The organism is Brachybacterium kimchii (assembly GCF_023373525.1).
GTDB lineage: Bacteria > Actinomycetota > Actinomycetes > Actinomycetales > Dermabacteraceae > Brachybacterium > Brachybacterium kimchii.
This window is the reverse complement of record NZ_CP097218.1, coordinates 125,839-145,791: the sequence shown is the minus strand read 5'-3', so window position 1 is coordinate 145,791 and position 19,953 is coordinate 125,839. Positions and strand designations below refer to the sequence as shown.

The window sequence follows — 19,953 nt, the reverse complement described above, 5'->3', positions numbered from 1 at the left end:
CGGTGCTCAGCGCCGCGGAGCCTCACCCTGCTGCACGAGCGCTCCGGTGTTCTGCGCGGTGCGGACCACGGCCACGCTGAACTCGAGGCCCAGGCGCATGAGGATGATCGCGATGACCGAGGGGATCCACCCCAGCACGATCGCGAGGATCAGCGGCCACGGCGTGAACGACGAGTCGCTGTAGTAGTTCGCGCTGGCGAAGCCGAAGCCGAGCACGATCGCGGAGACGATGTTCCACAGCCACAGCAGCGCCGCGACCACCCATGCGATCACGTAGAGGAACGACGAGAAGCCGACGGTGATGAAGTGCTGGAAGCGGAAGTCGAACATGGCGCGGAAGAATCCGGCGCCCTCTGCATGCGGTCGGGCCTGGGACGGTCCTGCACCGAAACCGCCGGGGTGCGGAGCCGACGGCTGAGGGCCGGGTCCCGCAGGAACCGAGGCGGACTGAGAAGCCGCACTGTACGGGTCTCCGTGGGGAGCGGACTGGGCGGACGGGCCGGGCTGGCCTGGCTGCGTGGGCCAACTGGGCTGGCCGGGCTGGCCGGGCTGACCCGGCTGCGCGGGCTGGCCGGAGGCGGTCCAGGAGCCCTCGTCGGAGGCCGACGGGGAACCTGAGGAGGAGGAGAACGGAGGCTGCTGGGACACGTGAGACCTGCTCTCTGACGGGAGGGAAATGGGGGTGCGGCGGGTGCCATGGAGGTCCCGCACCGGACCTGCCGCGTCCCGCCCCACCGGCGGGGCCCGTCGGCAGGGCCCGTGTTCGCGCAGGCTATCCGAGGTCACCGACATCGCACAGGTCCCGACCGGGGAGCGGGCGACGGCGCGACGCCGATGGGCGAGCAGCCGACGGGCCCGCGCCCCGGGATCTCGCCCGGGGCACGGGCCCGTCGACTGCTCGGGTCAGCGGCTCACGTCGGTCGTGTCCGTCGTCCTCGTCCTCAGACCTCGCCCTTCTTCAGGGCGTCGGCGAGGTACTCGGCCTGGCGGATCGCGAGCGCGACGATCGTGAGCGTCGGGTTCGCCGCCGCGCCGCTCGTGAACTGCGAGCCGTCGGAGATGAACAGGTTCGGCACGTCGTGCGCCCTGCCCCACTTGTCCACGACGCCGTCCTCGGGGCGCTCGCTCATGCGGCAGGTGCCGAGGTTGTGCGTCGAGGGGTAGGGCGGGGTGCGGTGGCTGGAGACGGCGCCCACCGCGTCGTAGAGCTTCTGCGACGTGGAGTAGGCGTGCTCGCGCATGGCCAGGTCGTTGGCGTGGTCGTCGTAGCGGACGTCCGCGACGGGCAGGCCGTGCTGGTCGGTGACCGTCGAGTTCAGCGTGATCGCGTTGGACTCCTGGGGCATGTCCTCCCCCACGATCCAGCAGCCGGCGGTGTTCTCGTACCCGTCCAGCAGCGCGGTGAACTCCGGCCCCCAGGCGCCCGGCTCCACGAAGCTCGCCATGAAGGCGGGCCCCAGGGAGATCGTCTCGATGTAGTAGCCGCCCGCGAAGCCGCGGGCGGGATTGTGCACCGACTGGTCGGCGACGAGCCCGGCCATGGTCTCCCCGCGGTACATGTGCACGGGCTTGTCGAACTGCGCGTACACGCTGCCCGTGAGGTGGCGCATGTAGTTGCGGCCCACCTGTCCCGAGGAGTTCGCGAGCCCGTCGGGGAACATCGAGGACGAGCTCATGTGCAGCAGGCGCGGGGTCTCGATCGAGTTGCCCGCCACGCACACCACGGAGGCGCACTGGCGGTGCAGCTTGCCCTCGGAGTCGAGGTAGAGCACCGCGTCCACGCGTCCGCTGCGGTCGTGGAGGATCTGCGCGACGTGCGAGTCGGGCCGCAGGTCGAGCTTCCCGGTCTCCAGGGCCCGCGGGATCTCCCGCACCATCGTCGACCACTTCGAGCGGTTCTTGTCGCCCTGGAAGTTGAAGCCGTCCTGGACGGAGGCGGGGCGTCCGTCGTACGGCTCGGCGTTGGTGCCGTAGGGGCCGGTAGCGTAGTGCTTCATGCCGAGCTTCTCGGCGCCGGCGGCGAGCACCTTGTAGTTGTTGTTCGCGGGCAGCGCCTTGCGTCCGCCGCGGTGGGTGGAGCCGATCGCGTCCTCGGCCCGCGTGTAGTACGGCTCGAGCTCCTCGAGGGTGATCGGCCAGTCCAGCAGGTTCGCCCCGTCGATGCGGCCGTAGGTGCTGCGGGGCGAGAACTCGTGGGCCTTGAAGCGCGGGGTCGCACCCGACCAGTGGGTGGTGGTGCCGCCGACGGCCTTGACGATCCAGGCGGGGAGGTTCGGGAAGTCCGTCGCCACCCGCCAGGAGCCCGAGGTGGTGCGGGTGTCGGTCCAGGCCATCTGGTTGAAGGCCTCCCACTCGAGGTTCATGTAGTCCTCGTTGCGCAGGTAGGGGCCGGCCTCCAGGAGCACGCACTCGATGCCCTGCTTGGTGAGCTCGTAGGCGAGGGTGCCGCCGCCGGCGCCGGAGCCGACGATGACGACGGGCTTCGCGTCGTGGTCGATGCTGGTCATCAGTTCTTCCTCCCGGATCCCACGCGCGTCGAGCGCGCCTTGCTCTGTCCTGCGGGCACGGCAGCGCCGCGCGTGCTGCGGGTGGACGCCGCCGTCGGCAGATCGGAGACGACCTCCTGCAGCGGCTCGCCGTCGTACTCCTCGATGCGCGGGTCGGGCAGCCAGTCGAGGTCGTCGAAGCCGCGGTCGATGTACCCGCCCTTCTCGAACGAGGGCCCCTCGTACCCGACGGCCTCCCAGAGCTCCTCGTCCTCGTAGAGGTTCACGACGACGGTCTGGCGGATGAAGCCGAAGAACGTCGTGTGCTGGATGCGCAGCAGGATCAGGTAGGCCTGCTCCTGGGGCAGCTCGTGGAAGCGCCCGTCGGCCAGGCCCTGCAGGGAGTCCAGGCCCTGGGCGACCTTCGCCCGCAGCCACGCGCTCTCCTCGGCCTGGGAGAGGACCGTGTCGGCGACCCGTTCGTACGCCGAGTCGGGCACCGTCTTCTGGTGGGGGAAGGCGGCCTTGATGAGGGCGACGAGCGTGCGATGGGCCTCCGCGGTCCCTTCGACGTCGTTGACCGCTTCGCCGCAGTCCGATGTGCTCATGACGTGTCCTTCCTCCGGCGTCGTCGCCGGTGATCGTCGGTGATCCGAGACACACACTAGGAAGGCGGCGGGAGCCCGGGCCACGGGCGTTCTCGTCGGGCGAGAACGGGGGCCGACGGGCGGGTCGCGTCGGGGCCGGATCGTCGGGCGTGAGCGGCGGGGCCCGCCGTCAGCCCTGGTGCCCGCCCAGGCGGTAGGCGCGGCCCGCCCGGGAGGCGCAGGCGCGCACGCGGTCCTCGATGTGGCGCGTGCGGCCCTCGTAGGCGCGCACCGGGGCCGAGACGGCGACCGTGCCGATGAGCATGCCGTCGTCGGCCTTGAAGGACGCGGCCAGGCAGTCGGTGCCGCTCTGGAACTCCTGGTGCTCCCAGGCGACGCCGCGCTCGGAGATCTCGTCGAGCTGGCGGCGCAGGACCTCGGGATCGGTGAGGGTGCGGTCGGTGTGCGCCATGAGGGTGCGGCCGGCGAGGTAGTCGTCGCGCTCCTCGATGCTGAGGGCCGCGAGCCCCACCTTGCCGAAGGCGGTCGCGTGAGGGCTCTCGTGGAATCCGAAGCCCATGGGGCTCAGGCGCGGGGACTGCGGGGAGTCCGCCACGAACACGACCACGAAGTCGGTGCCGCGGTGGATCGCGAGGTAGGAGGCCATCCCGAGATCGCGGTGCATCGCGCAGACCTCGTTGCGCACCGCGCGCGGGATCCCGAGGTCCTCGTGGAGGCCGACGGCGAGCCGGTGCAGCTGGTAGCCGAGGGCGAAGCGCTTCTCGTCCTTCAGGTGCACCAGGTAGCCGGCGCGGATGAGCTCCTGGGCGAGGCGGTACACGGTGGGCAGGGGGATGCCCGTGGCATCCGCGATCGCGCGCGCCGTGCTGCTGCCATGGGCCGCCACGGCCTCGAGCACCGCGAACGCACGGGGGATCTGACCTGCGGGAGCGTCCTCGTGGTGGTCCAGCGAGACGTCCTCGCCCAGCCGCTCCGGAGCCTCGCCCCGACCTTCCGGGGCCTCGTCGCCCCGCTTCTGGTTGAACACCGTCGTCACCCGCTCATCCTCTCAGGTCCGCATCCCGGTGTCATACCGAGAGCACCGGCAACGCCCTCGTGCAGGCACCTCCGAGAGCCGCTTGCCGAGTGTCCGCCCAGGCCTCGCCCTGCCTGAACGGAGGCGGCGGAAGCATGCCGATCTGGGGCGTTCACGACGGGCGAGCCCTGCGGTCAGGACGCAGCGCATCACGTCACATGGGTCCGACTCTTCTCGAATGTCGCCGTCTCGGGTTATCTTCCTGCCATCGAGGGTCGGAGGGAGCCCTGGACGCCGCGCCCGATGGTGGGTGCCGCACAACATCCCGCTTCACCGTTTTCCCTGTCCCACCTGCATCACCCCCTTTTCCTGCTGCCCATTTCCTGGGAGGTCCTGTGTCCAGAATCCAGCGACTGACGGCGCCGGTGGTCGCCGTCCTGATCGCACTGCTCGCGTCCGTCGCCCTCGCCCCCGCGGCGAGCGCGAGCACGCACCCGATCGACATCACCAGCTACAAGGTCTCCGACCAGGTGATCACTTCGAGCTACTGCCGCAAGGTCACCGTCACCATGACCACCAAGAAGCAGAAGGACTACAAGGAGTCCTGGATCGACGTCGACATCACGCGCGGTCGCGACCTCGTCAGTTGGGCGTCGTCCTCCAACGGCAAGACCCTCAGTCGTCCGCAGATCTGCCCGTGGCTCGACGGCCTGGGCAAGTACACGGTGGGTCCGGCCGACGTCGACGCGGGATACACCAAGCGCGACACGTGGGGCACGTACACCGACTACAGGTACTACACCGACCACACCAAGAAGTCCTTCTACGTGCGGGCGAAGTCGAAGGCCTCGCTCAGCTCGAGCCGCAAGGGCCGCACCGTCACCCTCTCGGCCAAGGCCACGAGCCTCAACCTCGACTGGGACGAGTACCGCGCCTACAACCCCTCGAGCGCGACGCTGCAGGTGAAGTCCGGGAAGACCTGGAAGACGGTGAAGAAGGTCAAGCTCTCGAAGGGGAAGGCGACCGTGAAGGTCACCTCGAGCGCGAAGAAGCAGTACCGCTTCACCTACCCCAAGACGTCCACCCGCACCGGGGCGACCTCGAACACCGTCACGCGCTGAGCCGTCACGCCCTGACGAGACGGCGGATCTCCACTCCCATGGAGCCGGCCGACGCCTGTCGGCGGGGAACCGCGCTTCTCGCCCTGCAAGAAGCGCGGTTCCCCGTCGGCCGTTCGGGCATCATGCTGGGATATGAGCGGCCCGTGCCCGGGCCGCACCCGATCGAGCGGAAGGACCCGTCATGATCCTCATCAACGTCAAGTTCCCGGTGAAGCCCGAGTACGCCGATCAGTGGCCCGAGATCTCGAGCGAGTTCACCGAGGCGACGCTCGCCGAGGAGGGCAACAAGTGGTTCGAGTGGTCCCGCAGCGTGAAGGACCCGAACACCTACGTGCTCATCGAGGCCTTCACCGATGAGGGCGCGGGGCCGCACGTGAACTCCCCGCACTTCAAGAAGATGCAGGGCGACTTCCCGCAGTACCTCAGCGCGACCCCGCAGATCGTCTCCCAGCAGGTCGACGTCGAGGACTGGGGCCCGATGGGCGAGCTGCAGGTCGACTGATACGACGTCCCGTGCTCAGTGCCCGCCGCGGCGCCCGAGGGTCGTGACCGGCTCGGCGCCGGGGCGGGCCCACTGCGGCACGGGGCGACTGTTCTCTCCCCAGGTCGGGGTGCCGTTCTCGTCGCTGCGCCAGCTCCAGCAGGCGGGGTTCTGCTCGGGCCAGCCCTCGGGGCTGTCCTCCCAGTCCTCGCGCCGTCCCCAGACGGTCATGTCGAGCAGCCCCATGGTGGGGTTCGCCCGTTCGACGCCGCGGCCCGTCGTCCGATAGGTGAGGAACACGCGGTCGCCCTCGCGCACGAAGCTCGCGAGGTATCCCATGTCGCCGCCGATCGGTGCGGGCGCCTCCCGCACCGAGTACCAGGGCACGGTGTCGTAGCCCATGAACTCGATGAACGGGGCGACCTCGTCCCAGGCGCCCACGGTGAGGATCGCGAGGGAGACGCCGTTCTGGTGCAGGTAGGTCGCGTCCTGCAGGTGCCAGGCGCAGACCGTGCAGCCCTCGCACTGCCCCTGGTGCGGGGCGCCGTCGTGCCACATGTGCTGGTACACGACGAGCCGATCGCGGCCCTCGAAGAGGTCGAGGAAGGGCACCGGCCCGTCGGCCCCGACCACGGGCGTGGTGCCGTCGACCTCGACCATCGGGAGGCGCCGACGCGCCGCAGCGATCGCGTCGCCCTCGTGGGTGTGCGCCTTCTCCCGCACCAGCAGCTCGTCGCGCTGGGCCTGCCAGGTGTCCATGTCGACGACCGGCGGCAGTGCGCGCCCCGTCGCCGTGCTGCTGCTCTCCGCTGTGCTGCTCATCCTCGAGCCTCCTTCGCAGGACGTCGCGGACAGGGGCGCCGAGTGCCGGTCGCCGGCCGTGCGTGACGTCGCCGGCCCCTCCTCGCGGGGCCGGATATGCGCCAGACCCTACGCCGACGCCCGCGCGGGGGAATGTCCGATCCTGCGGCGGTCCCGGAGCATGCCCCAGGACCGCCATGGGCCGTGACATCGGACGACGACCCCCTCCCCCGGGTGCCCCCTCAGATCCGCCCGAGCGATTCGATGTCCTCGAGGAAGTCCTCGACGACCTCGGGGCTGACCGTCGGCCGGATGGAGCCGAGCGCGCGGAGGCAGTCCTCGGTCGACGGGCCCGAGGTGGCTCGCTCTCCCCCGTCGACGGCCCGCTCGAAGGCGCCCTGCGCGGCGCGGCGCACGGCGTGCTCGATGTCGGCCGGGGTGAGGCCGTCGCTCGCCTCGACCAGGGCGGAGATGTCGACGTCGGCGAGGACTTCGCGCGGGACGTAGCCGCGCCAGATCGCCTCCCGGGCCTCCGCATCGGGCAGGCCGATGGGCAGCACGTAGTCGAAGCGGCCGTGGCGCAGCAGCGCCGAGTCCAGGGAGCGGATGAAGTTCGTCGCGCAGATCAGCAGCCGGTCGTTCTGCTCTCGCACGTCCGGGATGATCTTCAGCAGCTCGTTCGTGACGCCCTGCAGCGGCGAGGGCGGGTCGCCCTTGCGGTGCGAGGCGATCTCCTCGACCTCGTCGATGAAGACGACGGCCTTCTCGAGGCCGGCGATCCGCGAGAACGTCTCCCGCAGCGCGGCGGCGAGGCCCGCCGGGTCCCCGCCGAGCCGGGAGGGGAACACTTCGACGAAGGGCCATTGCAGGCGCGAGGCGACGGCCTTCGCGAAGGTGGTCTTGCCGGTCCCGGGCGGCCCGAAGAGGACGACGGCGCGCGGCGGGACGACCCCGAAGCGCTCGGCGACCTCGGGCTCGGAGAGGGGCATCACCAGGCGCTTCTCGAGCAGGTCCTTCTCGCGGACCATGCCGCCCACGGAGTCCCAGCGGTCGCGCGGCAGCAGCCGCCCGCCGAGCTCGCGGAGCAGGGCGAGATCGCGCCCCTGGACGGGGATGCGGCGCTCGGCGTAGCGCAGCTCGTGCTGGAGGGCGAAGCCGTTGTCCGTGAAGGCCTGCAGGGTGCGGGCCTCGCCCGCGGGCACGAGACTGCACAGAGTGCCGATGCCCTGGTCGGCCAGGCGCCGCTCGAGGGCGTCGAGCAGTCGGCCGCCGAGCGCGGGATCCTCATCGCCGGGGCGCACGCCCAGGTAGACGATCCAGCCCTGCTCGTGGGCGGCGCGGCCGACGGCGGCGCCGATCAGCTGCTCCTCGTCCTCGCCGACGGCGACCACCGCGACGTCGGCCTGGCACGAGGCGAGGACCTCGGAGAGCCCGTAGACGGGCTCCTCCTGGGGCGGGACGGTCTCCTCCCAGAGGGCGACGATCCGCCCCAGGTCCTCGCTGCGGAAATCTCGGATCGATGTCCTCGCCATCGTCGCCTCCTCGGTCCGGGTCACCGGGTTCCACGGATCATCGAGGGTGACATGCGTCACCTCTCGGTGGGGGAACCGTAGCGGACCTCGGCCGCGGGGCCAACCCTCCGGCTGATCGTGCCGGGCGGCTCAGCGCTCCCAGGCGGTGCCGGGCGGTGCGTCGAGCGGAGTCGGCACGTACTCGAGGAGCTGGAGGCCACCCTCGAAGGTGCGGGCCTCGACGAGTTCGAGCGCCACGTCCTGGTACCGCTCCCAGATCCTCTCGAGCCCTGTGCGTCCGGTGATGACGGGGAACAGGACCACTCGGAAGCGGTCCACCACTCCGGCGCGCAGCAGGGAGCAGCCCAGGTCGATGCTGCCCATGGTGACCAGGGGCTTGGAGGAGGTGCGCTTGAGCTCGCGCACCGCCTCGACGGCGTCGGTGCTGATCAGTCGCGTGCCCGCCCAGGCGAGAGGCGGCGTGAGCGTCGCGGAGAAGACGATCTGGTCGGCGTCGGCGAGCTGGGCGAAGCTCGCCTTCTCCTCCTCGGAGACGTCGATCTGCTGGGCCTGCTGGGACATCTGCTCCATCACCCGATAGGTGTTCGCGCCCATGAGGGCGAGGGAGTCGGGCTGCTGGGCGAGCCAGTCGAGGTATTCGGGGCTCTCGAGCCCCCACCACCCGGGCCAGCCGTCACCTGCGGCACAGCCGTCGAGGGAGAGGATCAGGTCCACGGTGAGCGTCTGCTCTGTGCTCGTGGACTGCGTGTCGGGACCGTTCATGGCAGTGTCCTCGATTCGACGCGCGAGGGTGTCGGCGTGGAGCGCGCGTGCTGGGAACCTACTCCTGCACGCCCTCCACCGCATCTGCGGCGTCGGAGTCCCGCATCGTGTCCCGTCGGCCCCAGCGCTGATCCCCGAGGATCACGAGGCGCAGGCACAGCGCCCCAGCGAGCACGCCGCCCAGCAGGTCGCTCGCCCAGTGCCAGCCCAGCAGCATCGAGGTGACCACGGAGTTCAGCGAGACGAGGACGACGCCGATGCGCACGAGGCGCAGCGTCCGCGGCGTGGCGCGCGAGTAGCGGGCGATGAGGTAGGCGGCGGCGCCGTAGAGGAGCACCGCCTCCGCGGCGTGCCCCGAGGGGAAGCTGATGCCCTTCTCGCCGAACTCCTGGATGCCTCCGGCCAGCAGGTCCGCGTCGTCGAGGGTCGGCGAGGGGCGGGCGATGAGCAGCTTGAGGCCGCCGATGCCCACGAGGAACGCGAGCTCCGCGGCGAGCCCGACGAGCGGGGGCCGCCAGGAGCGCCGGCGCACCGCGAGCACGATCGCCACCGCGGTGAGGACGGGGAGGCACACGGCCTGCCCGGCGATCCGGTCCAGCACGCCCTGGACGAAGGGCAGCAGCTGCGGCGCCACGTGGTAGAGCCAGTGCCGGTCGAGCCGGCCGTCGATGCCCTGGAGCGGGCCGGCCGCCCCGATCGTCGTCGCGACGAGGAGGACGGCGAGCACGGGGATCGAGGTCAGTCGCGACCACAGTCGCAGTGCGCGACCCGCGCCGGGGGTCTTCTCGCGCACGGTCCCGGCCGCCCCGAGGCGCTCTGCGAGGCGGTCCTCGGGAGTCGTGCGTGCGTCGGAGACCATCGCAGCTCAGAGTATGGGCCCCGCCGCCCGCGCGCACTCCCCCGGCGCCCCGATGTCGCGGGAGGCACAGGAACGCGGAGACGGATCCTCTACCGTGTGCGCATGATCCGCCGACTCCTCGCCCGCGCCTTCTGGGCCATCAGCCGCTGGCGCCTCGTGGCCCGGCCGGCGCCCTCGCGCCCGACGATCCTGCTCGGCGCCCCGCACACCTCCAACTGGGACTTCGTGCTCATGCTCGCGATCGCCTGGCGTCTGGGCATCGAGGTGCACTGGCTGGGCAAGCACACGCTGTTCCGCTCCTGGCGGGGACCGCTCATGCGAGCGCTCGGCGGGATCCCCGTGGACCGCTCCGACCCTCGGAGCGTGGTCGCCGAAGTCGTCGAGAGGGTCCACGGCGGCTCCGTGTTCGGCCTGGTCATCACCCCCGACGGCACTCGCGGCGGGAACACGCACTGGAAGTCGGGGTTCTACCGGATCGCGCGGCGCACGGGGATGCCGGTGACGCTCGGCTTCGTGGATCGCACGACGATGACGGCGGGGCTCGGGCCAACACTCGATCTCACGGGTGATGTCGCCGCGGACATGGACGTGATCAGGGAGTTCTACACCGACAAGGCGGGAGTCCGGCCCGAGCGCCGCGTCGAGCCGCGGCTCGCGGAGGAGAGCGAGGGACTCGACGGGGACGCGCCCCGTGGATGATCTGCAGGTCCCGCCGGGGCCCGGTGCCCCACGAGGGCTCGTGGTGCCCGCCTCCGAGCTCGTCGAGCTCTTCTCCCACGCCTCCGGCCCGGGCGGGCAGGGCGTCAACACCGCCGACTCCCGCGTGCAGCTGAGCATCGACCTCGCCACGACCACTGCGCTCGACGCCGCGCAGCGCGAGCGCGCACTGGAGCACCTCGCGCCCCGGCTCGCCGGCACGGTGCTCACGGTCGTCGCCGCGGAGCACCGTGCGCAGCGCCGCAACCGCGTCGCCGCCCGGGAGCGCCTCTCCCAGCTGCTGCGCGAGGCCGTGGCCCCTCCGGTCCCCCGTCGGCCGACCCGTCGCACCCGCGGCTCCCAGCGTCGACGGCTCGAGACGAAGAGGCAGCGCTCGCAGACCAAGGCGACGCGCCGACGGCCGGAGCGGGAGTAGCCCGTACCGGACCACGGCAAGGCCGCCCGCCGTGCCGTTTGGCCTGCCGCGCCCTGCTCGCCCATGATGTCCGCATGGACGCGGACCACTCCACCGAGAGCGAGCGATTCTGGGAGGCGCACTACGCCGAGCGCGGTGCTCCCACGAACGCCCCATCCCCCAGCCCGATGCTGGTCGACCTGATCGGCGAGTTCGCGCGCCACCCCGGCACGGCGCTCGAGCTCGGGGCCGGACAGGGCGGGGACGCCCTCTGGCTCGCCCGAGGGGGATGGACCGTCACCGCGGCCGACGCCTCGGCCACCGCCGCACGACGCATCGCCGAGACCGCCCGCGCGGAGGAGCTCACCGACCGCGTGACCGCCGTCCAGGCGGATCTCGCCCAGGACATCCCCCACGGATCGTTCGATCTGGTCTTCGCCTGCTACTTCCAGTCACCGGTGGAGATCGACCGGGACGCGATCATCGCCAAGGCCTCCCGACAGGTCGCCCCGGGCGGGATGCTGCTCGTCATCGACCACGCCTCGGTCGCGCCCTGGTCCTGGGACCAGGACATACAGTTCCCCGCGCCCGAGCAGACGCTCGAGGCCTTCGCGCTCACCGGGGAATGGGACCGCCTCGTCGTCGAGCCCCGACGACGCACCGCGACCGCACCCGACGGCGCGAGCACCGCCGAGGTCACCGACAACGTCCTCGTGGTCCGGCGGGGTCTCTAGGCGCCCTCCGGCGGTTCCGTGACCGTCTGCCCGACCGTCTCGTGAGCCCGGTCCGCGCCGCGGGCGCGATAGTGCAGGTGCACCGCACCGCTGGCGAACGCCTCCTCATGGACGCGCTCGAGATCGAGACGGACCCCGTCGGGCAGCGCCCGCAGGCCTCCGCCCACGATCATCGGGACCACGAACAGGTGGAAGTCCGTGACCATGCCGGCGCGGATCGCGTCGGCCGCCGTCGTCGGTCCGAAGATCTCGACCTGCCCGGAAGACTCGTTCACGATCTGCTGCAGGCCCGCGAGGTCCAGGTGCCGGATCAGTCGGGCGCGCGCCGGATCGACACGGCTCTCGTCGAGCGTCGAGGACGCGACGATGCGCTCGAGGCGCTGCCAGCGACGCGCGAACTCGCGCTCGGCCCCGCTCCACTCCTCGCCGTCGGGCCCGGTCTCCGGGTCGACCTCCCAGTACTCCATGAGCTCGAAGGTGCGCCGGCCCATGATCTCGGTGCTCACCTCGGCCAGGCGCTCGACGTGGACGGCGAACACGTCGTCGCCGGGCGCTGACCACTGGAAGTCTCCGTCGGCGTCGGCCGCATAGCCGTCGAGCGACATCGTCGCGGTATAGGTGAGTGTCCCCATGATGAGCGCCTCTCCGCGGTGCGCCGTCGGCGCCGCCCGCGCTGCGGATCGTCCTCGATCGCCACTCGGCGCCTTCGCCCGAGGGTGCACGGAGTCTACGCGGGGGCTAACCCCCGTGACCCGCGGACGCGCGGTGCGTACCGTTCCGGGCATGAGATCCCTCTTCGGCTCCGTGCGCTCCCTCGGCTTCCGTCGCGGCCCCCGCCGTCTGCTCGCGGGCATCGCGGGCGGCATCGCCGCGAGGACCGGTCTGAACGTGTGGCTGGTGCGGCTGCTGCTGCTCATCGCATTCCTGCTCCCGTTCGTCGGCTTCGCGGCGTACGTCGTCGCCTGGCTGCTGCTCCCCTGGCAGGACGACTCGATCCCGCTCGAGCGCCTGCTCGCGCGCGGGTGAGTCGTTCTCCGGGGGCGGCTGCTGCCCACACGACAGGAGCTGGTCGCCCCGCCTGTGCGACGCTGGCGGCATGACGGACCCTGCGGAGGAGCTCGTGCTCGTGGTCGACGGGGCGAACGTCGTCGGCTCGGTGCCCGACGGGTGGTGGCGCGATCGCGCCGGAGCCGCCGTCCGCCTGCGGGACAGCCTCGAAGGGCTTGAGATCCCCGGCGAAGGGCACGAGATCCCCGCCGATCCGGCCGGGACGCTGCGCCCGCTCGTCGCACTCGTCGTCGAGGGGAAGGCGCGGGACATCCCCGAGTTCGGCGCGGTGCGCGTGGTGCGCGCTCCCGCATCCGGGGACGACGAGATCGTCGCCGAGGTCCGGCGTCGGATCGCGGACGGCTCCACGGTCCTCGCGGTCACCAACGACCGCGAGCTGCGCGCGCGGATCGAGGCGGCCGGCGGCGAGGTGCGGCGCGTCGGCTGGTTGCGTCGACTGATCGATGGCAGGGACCAGAACCCTCGACGTTAGGAAGCGCTCGGGCCGCCCGCGAGCGGTTGCGGCGAGTCGTCGCTCGCCCCACACACCCTGTAGTCGCGCCGGATGCCCTCGGTCGCCCGGCCCCATGCACTCGACGTGACCCGCGCCTGGTGCGCGGCGAAGGACTCCCGGTCGACGAAGGTCTCGGCGACGGTCCAGACCAGCGGATCCTCTGTCGGGTCCACATGGAAGGCGAGGCAGGCGGGCTCCGCACGCGTGAGCTCGACGTGCCGCACAAGGTGGCGGCGGACCAGATCCGCCTCCCGGTCGTCAGCGCACACAAGAGTTCCGCGCAGCTCGACACGGCCCGGAGCCGACGCGCGCCGCGTCTCCGCGCCGCGCCGGACCGCCGTGAGCCACGCACGCAGGAGCGCGCGCACCGCATCGGGCTGGTCGAGATGGACGTTGTGCCCTGCGCCGTCGAGCGCGGCGAAGGTCGCGCGGGGGAAGCGGCGCGCGAGCGCGTCCTGGTCCTCGAAGCCGACCACGTCGTCCTGCCTGCCGGCGACGACGAGGACGGGCAGGTCGCGGATCGCGGGGTCCGCCTCGAGCGCCGCGTCGGGAAGGGAGGGCAGCTCGTAGAGCTCCCCCAGGCGGCGCATCGCCTCGACGTCGGCGCCGCGGATGCCGGGGAGCGCCGTCTCGCGGAAGCGCTCCCAGTTCTCCCTGCTGAGGACGACGGCCATCTCTGCGTAGGTCTCAGCGTCGGGCGGATCGAGCGCGGCGAGCAGGCCGGGCTCCTCCGCGAGGACGGTCCGCGCGGGTAGCGTGCGGTGCTCGCGCACGGGGTCGACGACGGGAGCGAGCAGCGCCATGCCGAGGCACTGGCCGCTGCGGCGCGCGACGAGGTCACGGGCGAGGAGCCCGCCCAGGGAGTTCCCGACGACGGCGAACGGCCGCGTGCCGAGCAGGTCCTCGACGATCTCGTCGAGCCGATCGGCGAGGTCCGGCAGTCCTCCGCGGCCGGCGAGCGGCGGGGTGCCGCCGAATCCCGGGAGGTCGGGATAGAAGCGCTCCCAGGCTCCGTCGGCGGCGAAGACGTCGTCGAGGTCGAGCAGGAGCCGATGGTCGAGGCCGTTGCCGTGGACGAACAGCACGGGCGTGCCGGAGCCGCGTCGGACGAGGTGGGGCTGGACTGTCACGGTGCGAGAGTAGCGAACGGCCCGGTCACGGCGGGGATCAGCGCAGTCCGAACGCTCCTGCCGTGACGTCGACCCACTGCGCGAGCATCTCGTCGCCGTGCGGCGCGATATCGGCCCCGAGCTGCCCGAAGAGCTGCGCGGAGATCAGCCCGACCAGGCCCGTCCATGCCAGGACGCTCGCCGCGACGAGCTCCGGCGACGCATCCACCCCGAGCTCAGCCGCTCCCGCCGCGAGCACCGCGGAGTACGCCTCCCCCGGAGCGCTCGCCAGGACGGAGCCCCGGCCGCCTGAGTATCCCCCCTGCTGCGCCGACGGACCGCACGCGCTCTCGCCTGCCGCCAGGATCTCCATGAACCTCGCCATCACGCGCGTGCCCGGTCCTGTGGTCCGCTCCGCCGGCGCCGCGTACCCGGGAACGGGTGTTCCGTAGACGAGCGCCCACCGCTGGGGCTGCTCGATCGCCCACCTCTGCATGGCCCCGGCGAGCGCCGCGAGAGCAGCCTTCCCTGCGCCCCCTTCCGTCGAGGCATCCGCGAGGGCCGCGTCCACACGGTCCGCGAGGTCCGTGAAGGCGTCCTCCAGCAGGAGCGTGAGCAGGTCGTCACGGCTGGAGACGTGGCGGTAGATGGCCGACGAGGCGACATCGAGCCCGCGCGCGATCTCGCGGACGGAGAGCCCGGCGGGCCCGTCCTTCTCCAGCAGCTCCCCGCCCACGCGGAGGATGCCCTCGCGCATCTCGGCGCGCGCCTGGGCGTGGCTGCGGCGCGGTCGCGCGCGCTTCGCGCTCGTCGCACTCGTCGGCTTCTCCATGCCGGTCAGTCTGGCACCGCACGCCCGTAGAGGCAATTCTGTGAGCACTGCTCTTGTTTTTTCGCGCGCGCCGGGCTAGCGTCGTCCCCGTCAGATAGCGAGCAGTGCTCACAGAAAGAGTCCCCTCATGCGATACCTCATCACCGGAGCCGGCCAGATCGGCACCCAGCTGGCCCGCGACCTCCTCGCCGCCGGCCACGACGTGACGGTGCTGCGGCGCGGCACCGACGTGGAGCCCGGCGCCCGCCTGGTGCGCGGCGACGCCGGAGATCCGGCCACGCTCCGCTCCGCCCTGACGGATGCGGACGGCGCCACCGCCGATGCGATCCTCCACTGCATCCACTCGAGCTACGACGCCTCCGCATGGCGCCGGGACCTGCCCCAGCGCGAGCGCGCGGTCATGGACGCGGCGGCCGACGCGGGCATCCCCATCGTCTTCCCGGAGTCCGTCTACGCCTTCGGCGAAGGGGCAGCGGATCTCCACGAAGGCGCACCCCTCACGCCCGCCTCGCCGCTCGGCGAGGTCCGCGCGGAGCTGCTGCGCACCCGGGCCGCACACCCGGCCACGACGCTCTCCGTGGTCGCGGCCGACCTCCTCGGGCCGACGGCAGTGCCCGAGACCTCGGTCTTCCTGCAGCTCGTGCTCCAGCCCGCCGCCTCCGGCAAGCGCGCCTGGGTGCTCGGGGATCCGTCCGTGCCGCGCACCCTCACGTCCATCCCGGACATGACGGCCGCGATGGCCTTCGCCGCCCAGCACGCCGACGAGCTCGCACCGCACGGCGACGCGATCCTCATGGCACCCTCGCCGGAACCGCTGAGCCAGCGCGAGCTGGCCGAGCGCACGGCGGCGCTGGTCGGCGAGCGCCCGCACGGGGCCACGGGCATCCCCTCGCCGCTGCTGCGCGCGATCGGCCTCTTCTCCCCCACGTTCCGCGAGCTCACGCACCAGCTCTACCTGTGGCGTCGCCGCGCCGTGATCCACCCGGGCACGCTGACCAGGGACTACGGGCTGCAGCCGACCGACCTGGACCGGATCATCCTCTCGTCGCTGCAGCGATGACCCTCGGCGGCGGGCGGACGTCGCCCGCCGCCGTCAGGCCTCGCCGCCTGGATCAGTCCCCTCGCCCGATCCGTCGCGGGACGCATGCCGGTCCGGCCGGCCAGGCCGGGCGACCCGGGCAGGCCGAGCGATCCCGTCGAGGAGGAACGTCGTGCGCCGGTCGTAGCTGGGACGCGGCGGCCTGCCGCGCTCCTCGAGCACGAGCGCCGTCTCGATCGCGAGGGCATGGAAGTCCTCCGGCTCGAACGTCCCGGCGAGGAACCCGGACGCGACGCCCTGCTCGACGAGCTCCTCGTGGAAGCACTCCCCCTGGCCGCACAGTTCCATGAGCCCGCGGGAGCCCGGCACCTGCCGCAGGATCACGCCGTTCACGGCCGGCTGCCGGTACTGCAGATCGCGCAGTGCTGCGACGTACCAGCGGATCCGTTCACCGATGTCGACGACCGCCCGAGCCCGCTCGATGACGCCGAGCAGCTCCTGCGCGGCGACGTCGTCGATGACGGCGTCGATCAGGCCCGCCCGACCGCCGAACCTGTTGAACACGGTCGCCTTGCTCACGTGGGCGGCGGCGGCGACGTCCTCGAGAGGGGCCGACAGGCCTCGCTCCCGGAAGATCTCCACCGCTGCGGTGCGGATGCGGTCGTGGTTGCGGCGCGCATCCGCGCGCAACGGGGCGGGGTCCAGGGTCTCCATCTCGTCTCCTCCGTCCTTCGTCACTCCCGATGCCGGAAGAACTTGACCTGTCCGGTCAACTTCGTCGAGGATCGTACTCCACAGGAAGTTGACCACCCGAGTCAACTTGTCCCCTCCTTCCGGGAGGAGGACACACCCCGATGGAAGGACGACCGACGTGATCATCGCGACCGGAGCAACAGGCACCCTCAACGGCGCCACTGTCGAACGGCTCCTCGAGAAGCTTCCCGCCGAGCAGATCGGCGTGAGCGTGCGGGACCCCGCACGCGCGGCCCACCTCGAGCGCCGCGGCGTGCGCGTCCGCCAGGGGACGTACGACGATCCCGACGCCCTGCGCCACTCCTTCGAGGGTGCGGACCAGGTGCTCCTGGTCTCCTCGAGCGATCTGACGGCCGACGTCCTCGCCCAGCACCGCCGCGCCATCGACGCGGCCGTCGATGCGGGAGCCCGGCGGATCCTCTACACGAGCGCCTTCGGCGCCGGCTTCGACACCCCCTACCCGCCGCTGGCGCTCCACGCCGCCACGGAGCAGCACCTCGCGGAATCGGGTGTCGCGTGGACCTCGCTGCGCAACGGCTTCTACGGCGATCTCGACCAGCTCCTCGGACCGTGGCGGAGCACGCGCACGATCGCCCGGCCGGCCGACGGCCCGTTCGCCTGGGTGGACCGACGCGACGCCGGTGAGGCGGCTGCGGCGATCCTCGTCGGCGACGGCGGCTTCGACGGCGTCGTGGACCTCGTCCCGGACCGTCCCGTGATGCTCGCGGACTTCGCCGCGGCGGCGTCCGATGTCACGGGCGAGCCCGTCCAGCGCGTCGTCGTCGATGACGAGGAATGGGTCGCCGGCGAGGTCGACGCCGGTGTCCCGGAAGCCGCCGCGCGGTTCAGCCTGTCGATGTTCCGGGCCACCCGAGAGGGGCATTTCTCGGGCTCCGACCCGACCCTCGCCCGCCTGCTGGGCAGGGCGCCGCGCACTCCTGCCGACATGCTGGCGGACCACCTCGCCGCGTGAGAACGACAGGGCCCCGGGTCCGCCAGGGTCCGGGACCACCAGACCCGGATCCGCTCGGGGCCGGGTCCGCTCGGGACTCCGCCGACGTCGGGCAGGGCGCGGCGGCGTCCTGATCGGCGACGCGCGCAGGGCGCTCAGTTCCAGAGCGTGAGCTTCTCGGGATTCATCATCAGCCGGACCTCGCTCACGGCCCCGTCGACGACCTCGAGCGTGACCACTCCGAAGATCCGCGCCTCGTCCCAGAGCGCGAACCCGAGGCCGTCGGGCGTGTCCTGCTCGAGGACTGTCGCCCCCGGGTTCTTGGTGAGCGCTCCGAACAGGAACCGTGCGACCCGATCAGGTCCGAGGACGGGCCTGCGCGCAGCCGTCACCCGGCCGCCGCCGTCGGAGCGCAGCACGACGTCGGGGTCGAGCACGGCCACCAGCCCGGCGAGATCGCCACTGCGCGCGGCGGCGGCGAAGGCCCGCACGATGTCGTCGTGCTCGCTGCGGCTCGCACGTCGGCCGCGATCCGCCTGGACCCTTCGCCGGGCCGAGGCGGCCAGCTGACGGCACGCGGCGGGGGTGCGTCCGACGGTCTCCGCGACCTCGGCGAAGGGAACGGCGAACACGTCGCGCAGCACGAACGCGACCCGTTCGGCGGGCGTCATCGACTCCAGGACCACGAGCAGAGCGGTGCTCACCGAGTCGTCGAGGGTCACCCGGTCCAGCGGGTCCTCCGTCGCCGTCCCGGCCGGGAACGCGAGGGCGGGCACGGGTTCGGGCAGCCAGGGGCCCACGTAGTTCTCGTGGCGGCGGCGCGCCGAGCCCAGGACGTTGAGGCAGATCCGACCGGCGGCGCGCGTCAGCCACGCCCTCGGCACCCGGATGGCCGCACGCTCCTCCTCGGGCAACCGGTACCAGCGGATGTAGGTCTCCTGCACGGCGTCCTCGGCCTCGGCGACCGTGCCGAGCATCCGGAACGCGAGGGACAGGAGGTGGCGCCTCTCCCCCAGCGCCTCGGCATCCGGGCCCTCGGCATCCGGACGCTGGGGATCCGGATCCCGGGCGTCGGCGCACCCGGTATCGGGGTCGTGACCGTGCGATCCCGGCCGGGCTGGGTGCTGATCGTCCTCGAACGGCTTCATGGCATGCTCCCTTCGCACCACAGGACCGAGCAGGAGGTCGGGGTGTGAGCCGCGGCGACCGTCCGCGGACGGTCCCGTCCGCGCGCAGTCCGCCGTCGTCGGCGGGGCACTGCCTCACATCACCGCTCCGTGTCCGGTCATAGGGGTATGACGCGAAGACTACTCAGCACACCGCGGGCACGATCCCGCCGGCATGACCGAGCAGCCCCGTCCACGGGGGCCATGAAGGAGGCAGTCAGATGAAGATCGTCGTCGCCGGAGCGACTGGCGCACTGGGTCGCCACGTCGTCGCCGCGGTGCGGGATGCTGGCTGCGAGCCCGTTCCCCTGAGCCGCAGCACGGGCACCGACCTCGTCACGGGCGCGGGCCTCGTCGAGGCCCTGCAGGGCGCCTCGGCCGTCATCGACGCCTCGGCCACCAGCAGCACCTCGACCTCTGCCAGCGTCGACTTCTTCACCACCGTGACCGACAACCTGCTGACCGCCGAGCGCGCCGCGGGCGTGCCCCACCACGTCGCGATCTCGATCATCGGGGCGGCGCAGGTGCGTGCGAACTACTACGCGGGCAAGGCGGCCCAGGAGGATCTGCTCCGGGAGCGCGACGGCGGATGGTCGCTGCTCCGCACGACCCAGTTCCACGACTTCGCGCAGCAGCTGATCGGCCATGGCGCGGTGGGACCCTTGCAGGTGGTGCCAACGATGCGCTCGCAGCCGATCGCCACGAGCGAGGTCGCCTCCGAGCTCGTCGCGATCGCGACCGGCGCGCCGCAGGGGGTCGTGCCGGATCTCGCGGGGCCGAGGGAGGAGAACATGGCGGACCTGGTGCGGCGGCTGCTCGCGTCCGAGGGGCGCCGACGCCCTGTCCTCCAGATCCCTCTGCCCGGCGCATGGGGTCGCGGGATGCGCGACGGGTCGCTGCTCCCGACGCCGGGGACTCGGCGCGGTGAGATGACCTTCGCGCAGTGGCTCGCCCTCCGTCAGAGCTGATCGCTTTCTCTCCCCGGAGTGTCCGGAGGGTTCTGCACGCGGTAGGGGCGGGGGCGGATCCGC

General features: G+C 72.0%; 23 protein-coding genes. 10 read left to right on the top strand and 13 right to left on the bottom strand.

Annotated elements, in window-relative coordinates; genetic code table 11:
• Window positions 1-6 precede the first annotated feature (6 nt).
• The 4 genes from M4486_RS00715 to M4486_RS00700 all read right to left on the bottom strand — a co-directional run bounded on the left by M4486_RS00715 (window position 7) and on the right by M4486_RS00700 (window position 4,130).
• Window positions 7-330: a DUF4282 domain-containing protein gene (locus M4486_RS00715; protein WP_249479091.1), complete on the bottom strand. Its 324-nt coding sequence runs from the start codon at window positions 328-330 to the stop codon at window positions 7-9.
• 611 nt (window positions 331-941) lie between these two features.
• Window positions 942-2,507, bottom strand: coding sequence for a GMC family oxidoreductase (locus tag M4486_RS00710; protein WP_249479090.1), 1,566 nt, complete (start codon window positions 2,505-2,507; stop codon window positions 942-944).
• The gene (locus M4486_RS00705; RefSeq protein WP_152351889.1) at window positions 2,507-3,094 is read right to left on the bottom strand and encodes a hypothetical protein; all 588 of its coding nucleotides are present in this window, start codon (window positions 3,092-3,094) and stop codon (window positions 2,507-2,509) included. The genes M4486_RS00710 and M4486_RS00705 overlap by 1 nt, the downstream gene beginning before the upstream one ends.
• 169 nt (window positions 3,095-3,263) lie before the next feature.
• Entirely contained in the window at window positions 3,264-4,130 is an 867-nt protein-coding gene (locus M4486_RS00700) for an IclR family transcriptional regulator (protein ID WP_249479089.1), read from the bottom strand.
• A gap of 374 nt (window positions 4,131-4,504) precedes the next feature.
• Here M4486_RS00700 and M4486_RS00695 point away from each other — a divergent pair, with 374 nt between their 5' ends.
• A complete protein-coding gene (locus tag M4486_RS00695) occupies window positions 4,505-5,230 on the top strand; it encodes a hypothetical protein (protein WP_249479088.1) in 726 nt (241 codons plus the stop codon).
• A 181-nt stretch (window positions 5,231-5,411) separates the two neighbouring features.
• A complete protein-coding gene (locus M4486_RS00690) occupies window positions 5,412-5,732 on the top strand; it encodes a putative quinol monooxygenase (RefSeq protein ID WP_249479087.1) in 321 nt (106 codons plus the stop codon).
• Between the two features lie 15 nt (window positions 5,733-5,747).
• Here M4486_RS00690 and M4486_RS00685 read toward each other — a convergent pair whose 3' ends face one another.
• The 4 genes from M4486_RS00685 to M4486_RS00670 all read right to left on the bottom strand — a co-directional run bounded on the left by M4486_RS00685 (window position 5,748) and on the right by M4486_RS00670 (window position 9,665).
• On the bottom strand, window positions 5,748-6,533 hold the full coding sequence (locus tag M4486_RS00685; protein ID WP_249479086.1) for a DUF899 family protein: 786 nt from the start codon (window positions 6,531-6,533) through the stop codon (window positions 5,748-5,750).
• 221 nt (window positions 6,534-6,754) lie between these two features.
• Window positions 6,755-8,044, bottom strand: a complete 1,290-nt coding sequence (locus tag M4486_RS00680; RefSeq protein ID WP_249479085.1) for an ATP-binding protein — start codon at window positions 8,042-8,044, stop codon at window positions 6,755-6,757.
• 129 nt (window positions 8,045-8,173) lie between these two features.
• The gene (locus tag M4486_RS00675) at window positions 8,174-8,806 is read right to left on the bottom strand and encodes a dihydrofolate reductase family protein (RefSeq protein WP_249479084.1); all 633 of its coding nucleotides are present in this window, start codon (window positions 8,804-8,806) and stop codon (window positions 8,174-8,176) included.
• 58 nt (window positions 8,807-8,864) lie between these two features.
• Window positions 8,865-9,665 (bottom strand): phosphatase PAP2 family protein, encoded by an 801-nt coding sequence (locus tag M4486_RS00670; protein ID WP_249479083.1) that lies wholly within the window; start codon window positions 9,663-9,665, stop codon window positions 8,865-8,867.
• A 102-nt stretch (window positions 9,666-9,767) separates the two neighbouring features.
• On the opposite strand from M4486_RS00670, the gene M4486_RS00665 reads away from it, so the two are divergent.
• From M4486_RS00665 to M4486_RS00655, 3 genes are all read left to right on the top strand, one after another.
• Window positions 9,768-10,364 (top strand): 1-acyl-sn-glycerol-3-phosphate acyltransferase, encoded by a 597-nt coding sequence (locus M4486_RS00665; RefSeq protein ID WP_249479082.1) that lies wholly within the window; start codon window positions 9,768-9,770, stop codon window positions 10,362-10,364.
• Window positions 10,357-10,797, top strand: coding sequence for an alternative ribosome rescue aminoacyl-tRNA hydrolase ArfB (arfB, locus tag M4486_RS00660; RefSeq protein WP_249479081.1), 441 nt, complete (start codon window positions 10,357-10,359; stop codon window positions 10,795-10,797). The genes M4486_RS00665 and arfB overlap by 8 nt, the downstream gene beginning before the upstream one ends.
• Window positions 10,798-10,871: 74 nt before the next feature.
• The gene (locus M4486_RS00655) at window positions 10,872-11,510 is read left to right on the top strand and encodes a class I SAM-dependent methyltransferase (protein WP_249479080.1); all 639 of its coding nucleotides are present in this window, start codon (window positions 10,872-10,874) and stop codon (window positions 11,508-11,510) included.
• Here the strand turns inward: M4486_RS00655 and M4486_RS00650 are convergent.
• Window positions 11,507-12,142 (bottom strand): dihydrofolate reductase family protein, encoded by a 636-nt coding sequence (locus tag M4486_RS00650; protein WP_249479079.1) that lies wholly within the window; start codon window positions 12,140-12,142, stop codon window positions 11,507-11,509. The two genes, M4486_RS00655 and M4486_RS00650, sit on opposite strands and share 4 nt — an antisense overlap.
• A 151-nt stretch (window positions 12,143-12,293) precedes the next feature.
• On the opposite strand from M4486_RS00650, the gene M4486_RS00645 reads away from it, so the two are divergent.
• The gene (locus tag M4486_RS00645) at window positions 12,294-12,536 is read left to right on the top strand and encodes a PspC domain-containing protein (RefSeq protein WP_249479078.1); all 243 of its coding nucleotides are present in this window, start codon (window positions 12,294-12,296) and stop codon (window positions 12,534-12,536) included.
• Window positions 12,537-12,606: 70 nt separating this feature from the next.
• Complete coding sequence (locus M4486_RS00640; RefSeq protein ID WP_249479077.1) at window positions 12,607-13,050, top strand: hypothetical protein; 444 nt, start codon at window positions 12,607-12,609, stop codon at window positions 13,048-13,050.
• Here M4486_RS00640 and M4486_RS00635 read toward each other — a convergent pair.
• Window positions 13,047-14,201, bottom strand: a complete 1,155-nt coding sequence (locus M4486_RS00635) for an alpha/beta fold hydrolase (RefSeq protein WP_249479076.1) — start codon at window positions 14,199-14,201, stop codon at window positions 13,047-13,049. The genes M4486_RS00640 and M4486_RS00635 overlap by 4 nt on opposite strands.
• Window positions 14,202-14,238: 37 nt before the next feature.
• Window positions 14,239-15,012 (bottom strand): TetR/AcrR family transcriptional regulator, encoded by a 774-nt coding sequence (locus tag M4486_RS00630; RefSeq protein ID WP_249479075.1) that lies wholly within the window; start codon window positions 15,010-15,012, stop codon window positions 14,239-14,241.
• A gap of 127 nt (window positions 15,013-15,139) precedes the next feature.
• On the opposite strand from M4486_RS00630, the gene M4486_RS00625 reads away from it, so the two are divergent.
• Window positions 15,140-16,072, top strand: coding sequence for an NAD-dependent epimerase/dehydratase family protein (locus M4486_RS00625; RefSeq protein WP_249479074.1), 933 nt, complete (start codon window positions 15,140-15,142; stop codon window positions 16,070-16,072).
• 33 nt (window positions 16,073-16,105) lie between these two features.
• Here M4486_RS00625 and M4486_RS00620 read toward each other — a convergent pair whose 3' ends face one another.
• Window positions 16,106-16,765, bottom strand: coding sequence for a TetR/AcrR family transcriptional regulator (locus M4486_RS00620; protein ID WP_249479073.1), 660 nt, complete (start codon window positions 16,763-16,765; stop codon window positions 16,106-16,108).
• A gap of 157 nt (window positions 16,766-16,922) precedes the next feature.
• Between M4486_RS00620 and M4486_RS00615 the strand changes: the two genes are divergently transcribed.
• Window positions 16,923-17,777: an SDR family oxidoreductase gene (locus M4486_RS00615; protein WP_249479072.1), complete on the top strand. Its 855-nt coding sequence runs from the start codon at window positions 16,923-16,925 to the stop codon at window positions 17,775-17,777.
• A 134-nt stretch (window positions 17,778-17,911) separates the two neighbouring features.
• On the opposite strand, the gene sigJ is transcribed toward M4486_RS00615, so the two are convergent.
• Entirely contained in the window at window positions 17,912-18,904 is a 993-nt protein-coding gene (sigJ, locus tag M4486_RS00610; RefSeq protein WP_283257950.1) for an RNA polymerase sigma factor SigJ, read from the bottom strand.
• 239 nt (window positions 18,905-19,143) lie between these two features.
• Between sigJ and M4486_RS00605 the strand changes: the two genes are divergently transcribed.
• A complete protein-coding gene (locus tag M4486_RS00605; protein WP_249479071.1) occupies window positions 19,144-19,890 on the top strand; it encodes an SDR family oxidoreductase in 747 nt (248 codons plus the stop codon).
• Window positions 19,891-19,953 lie beyond the last annotated feature (63 nt).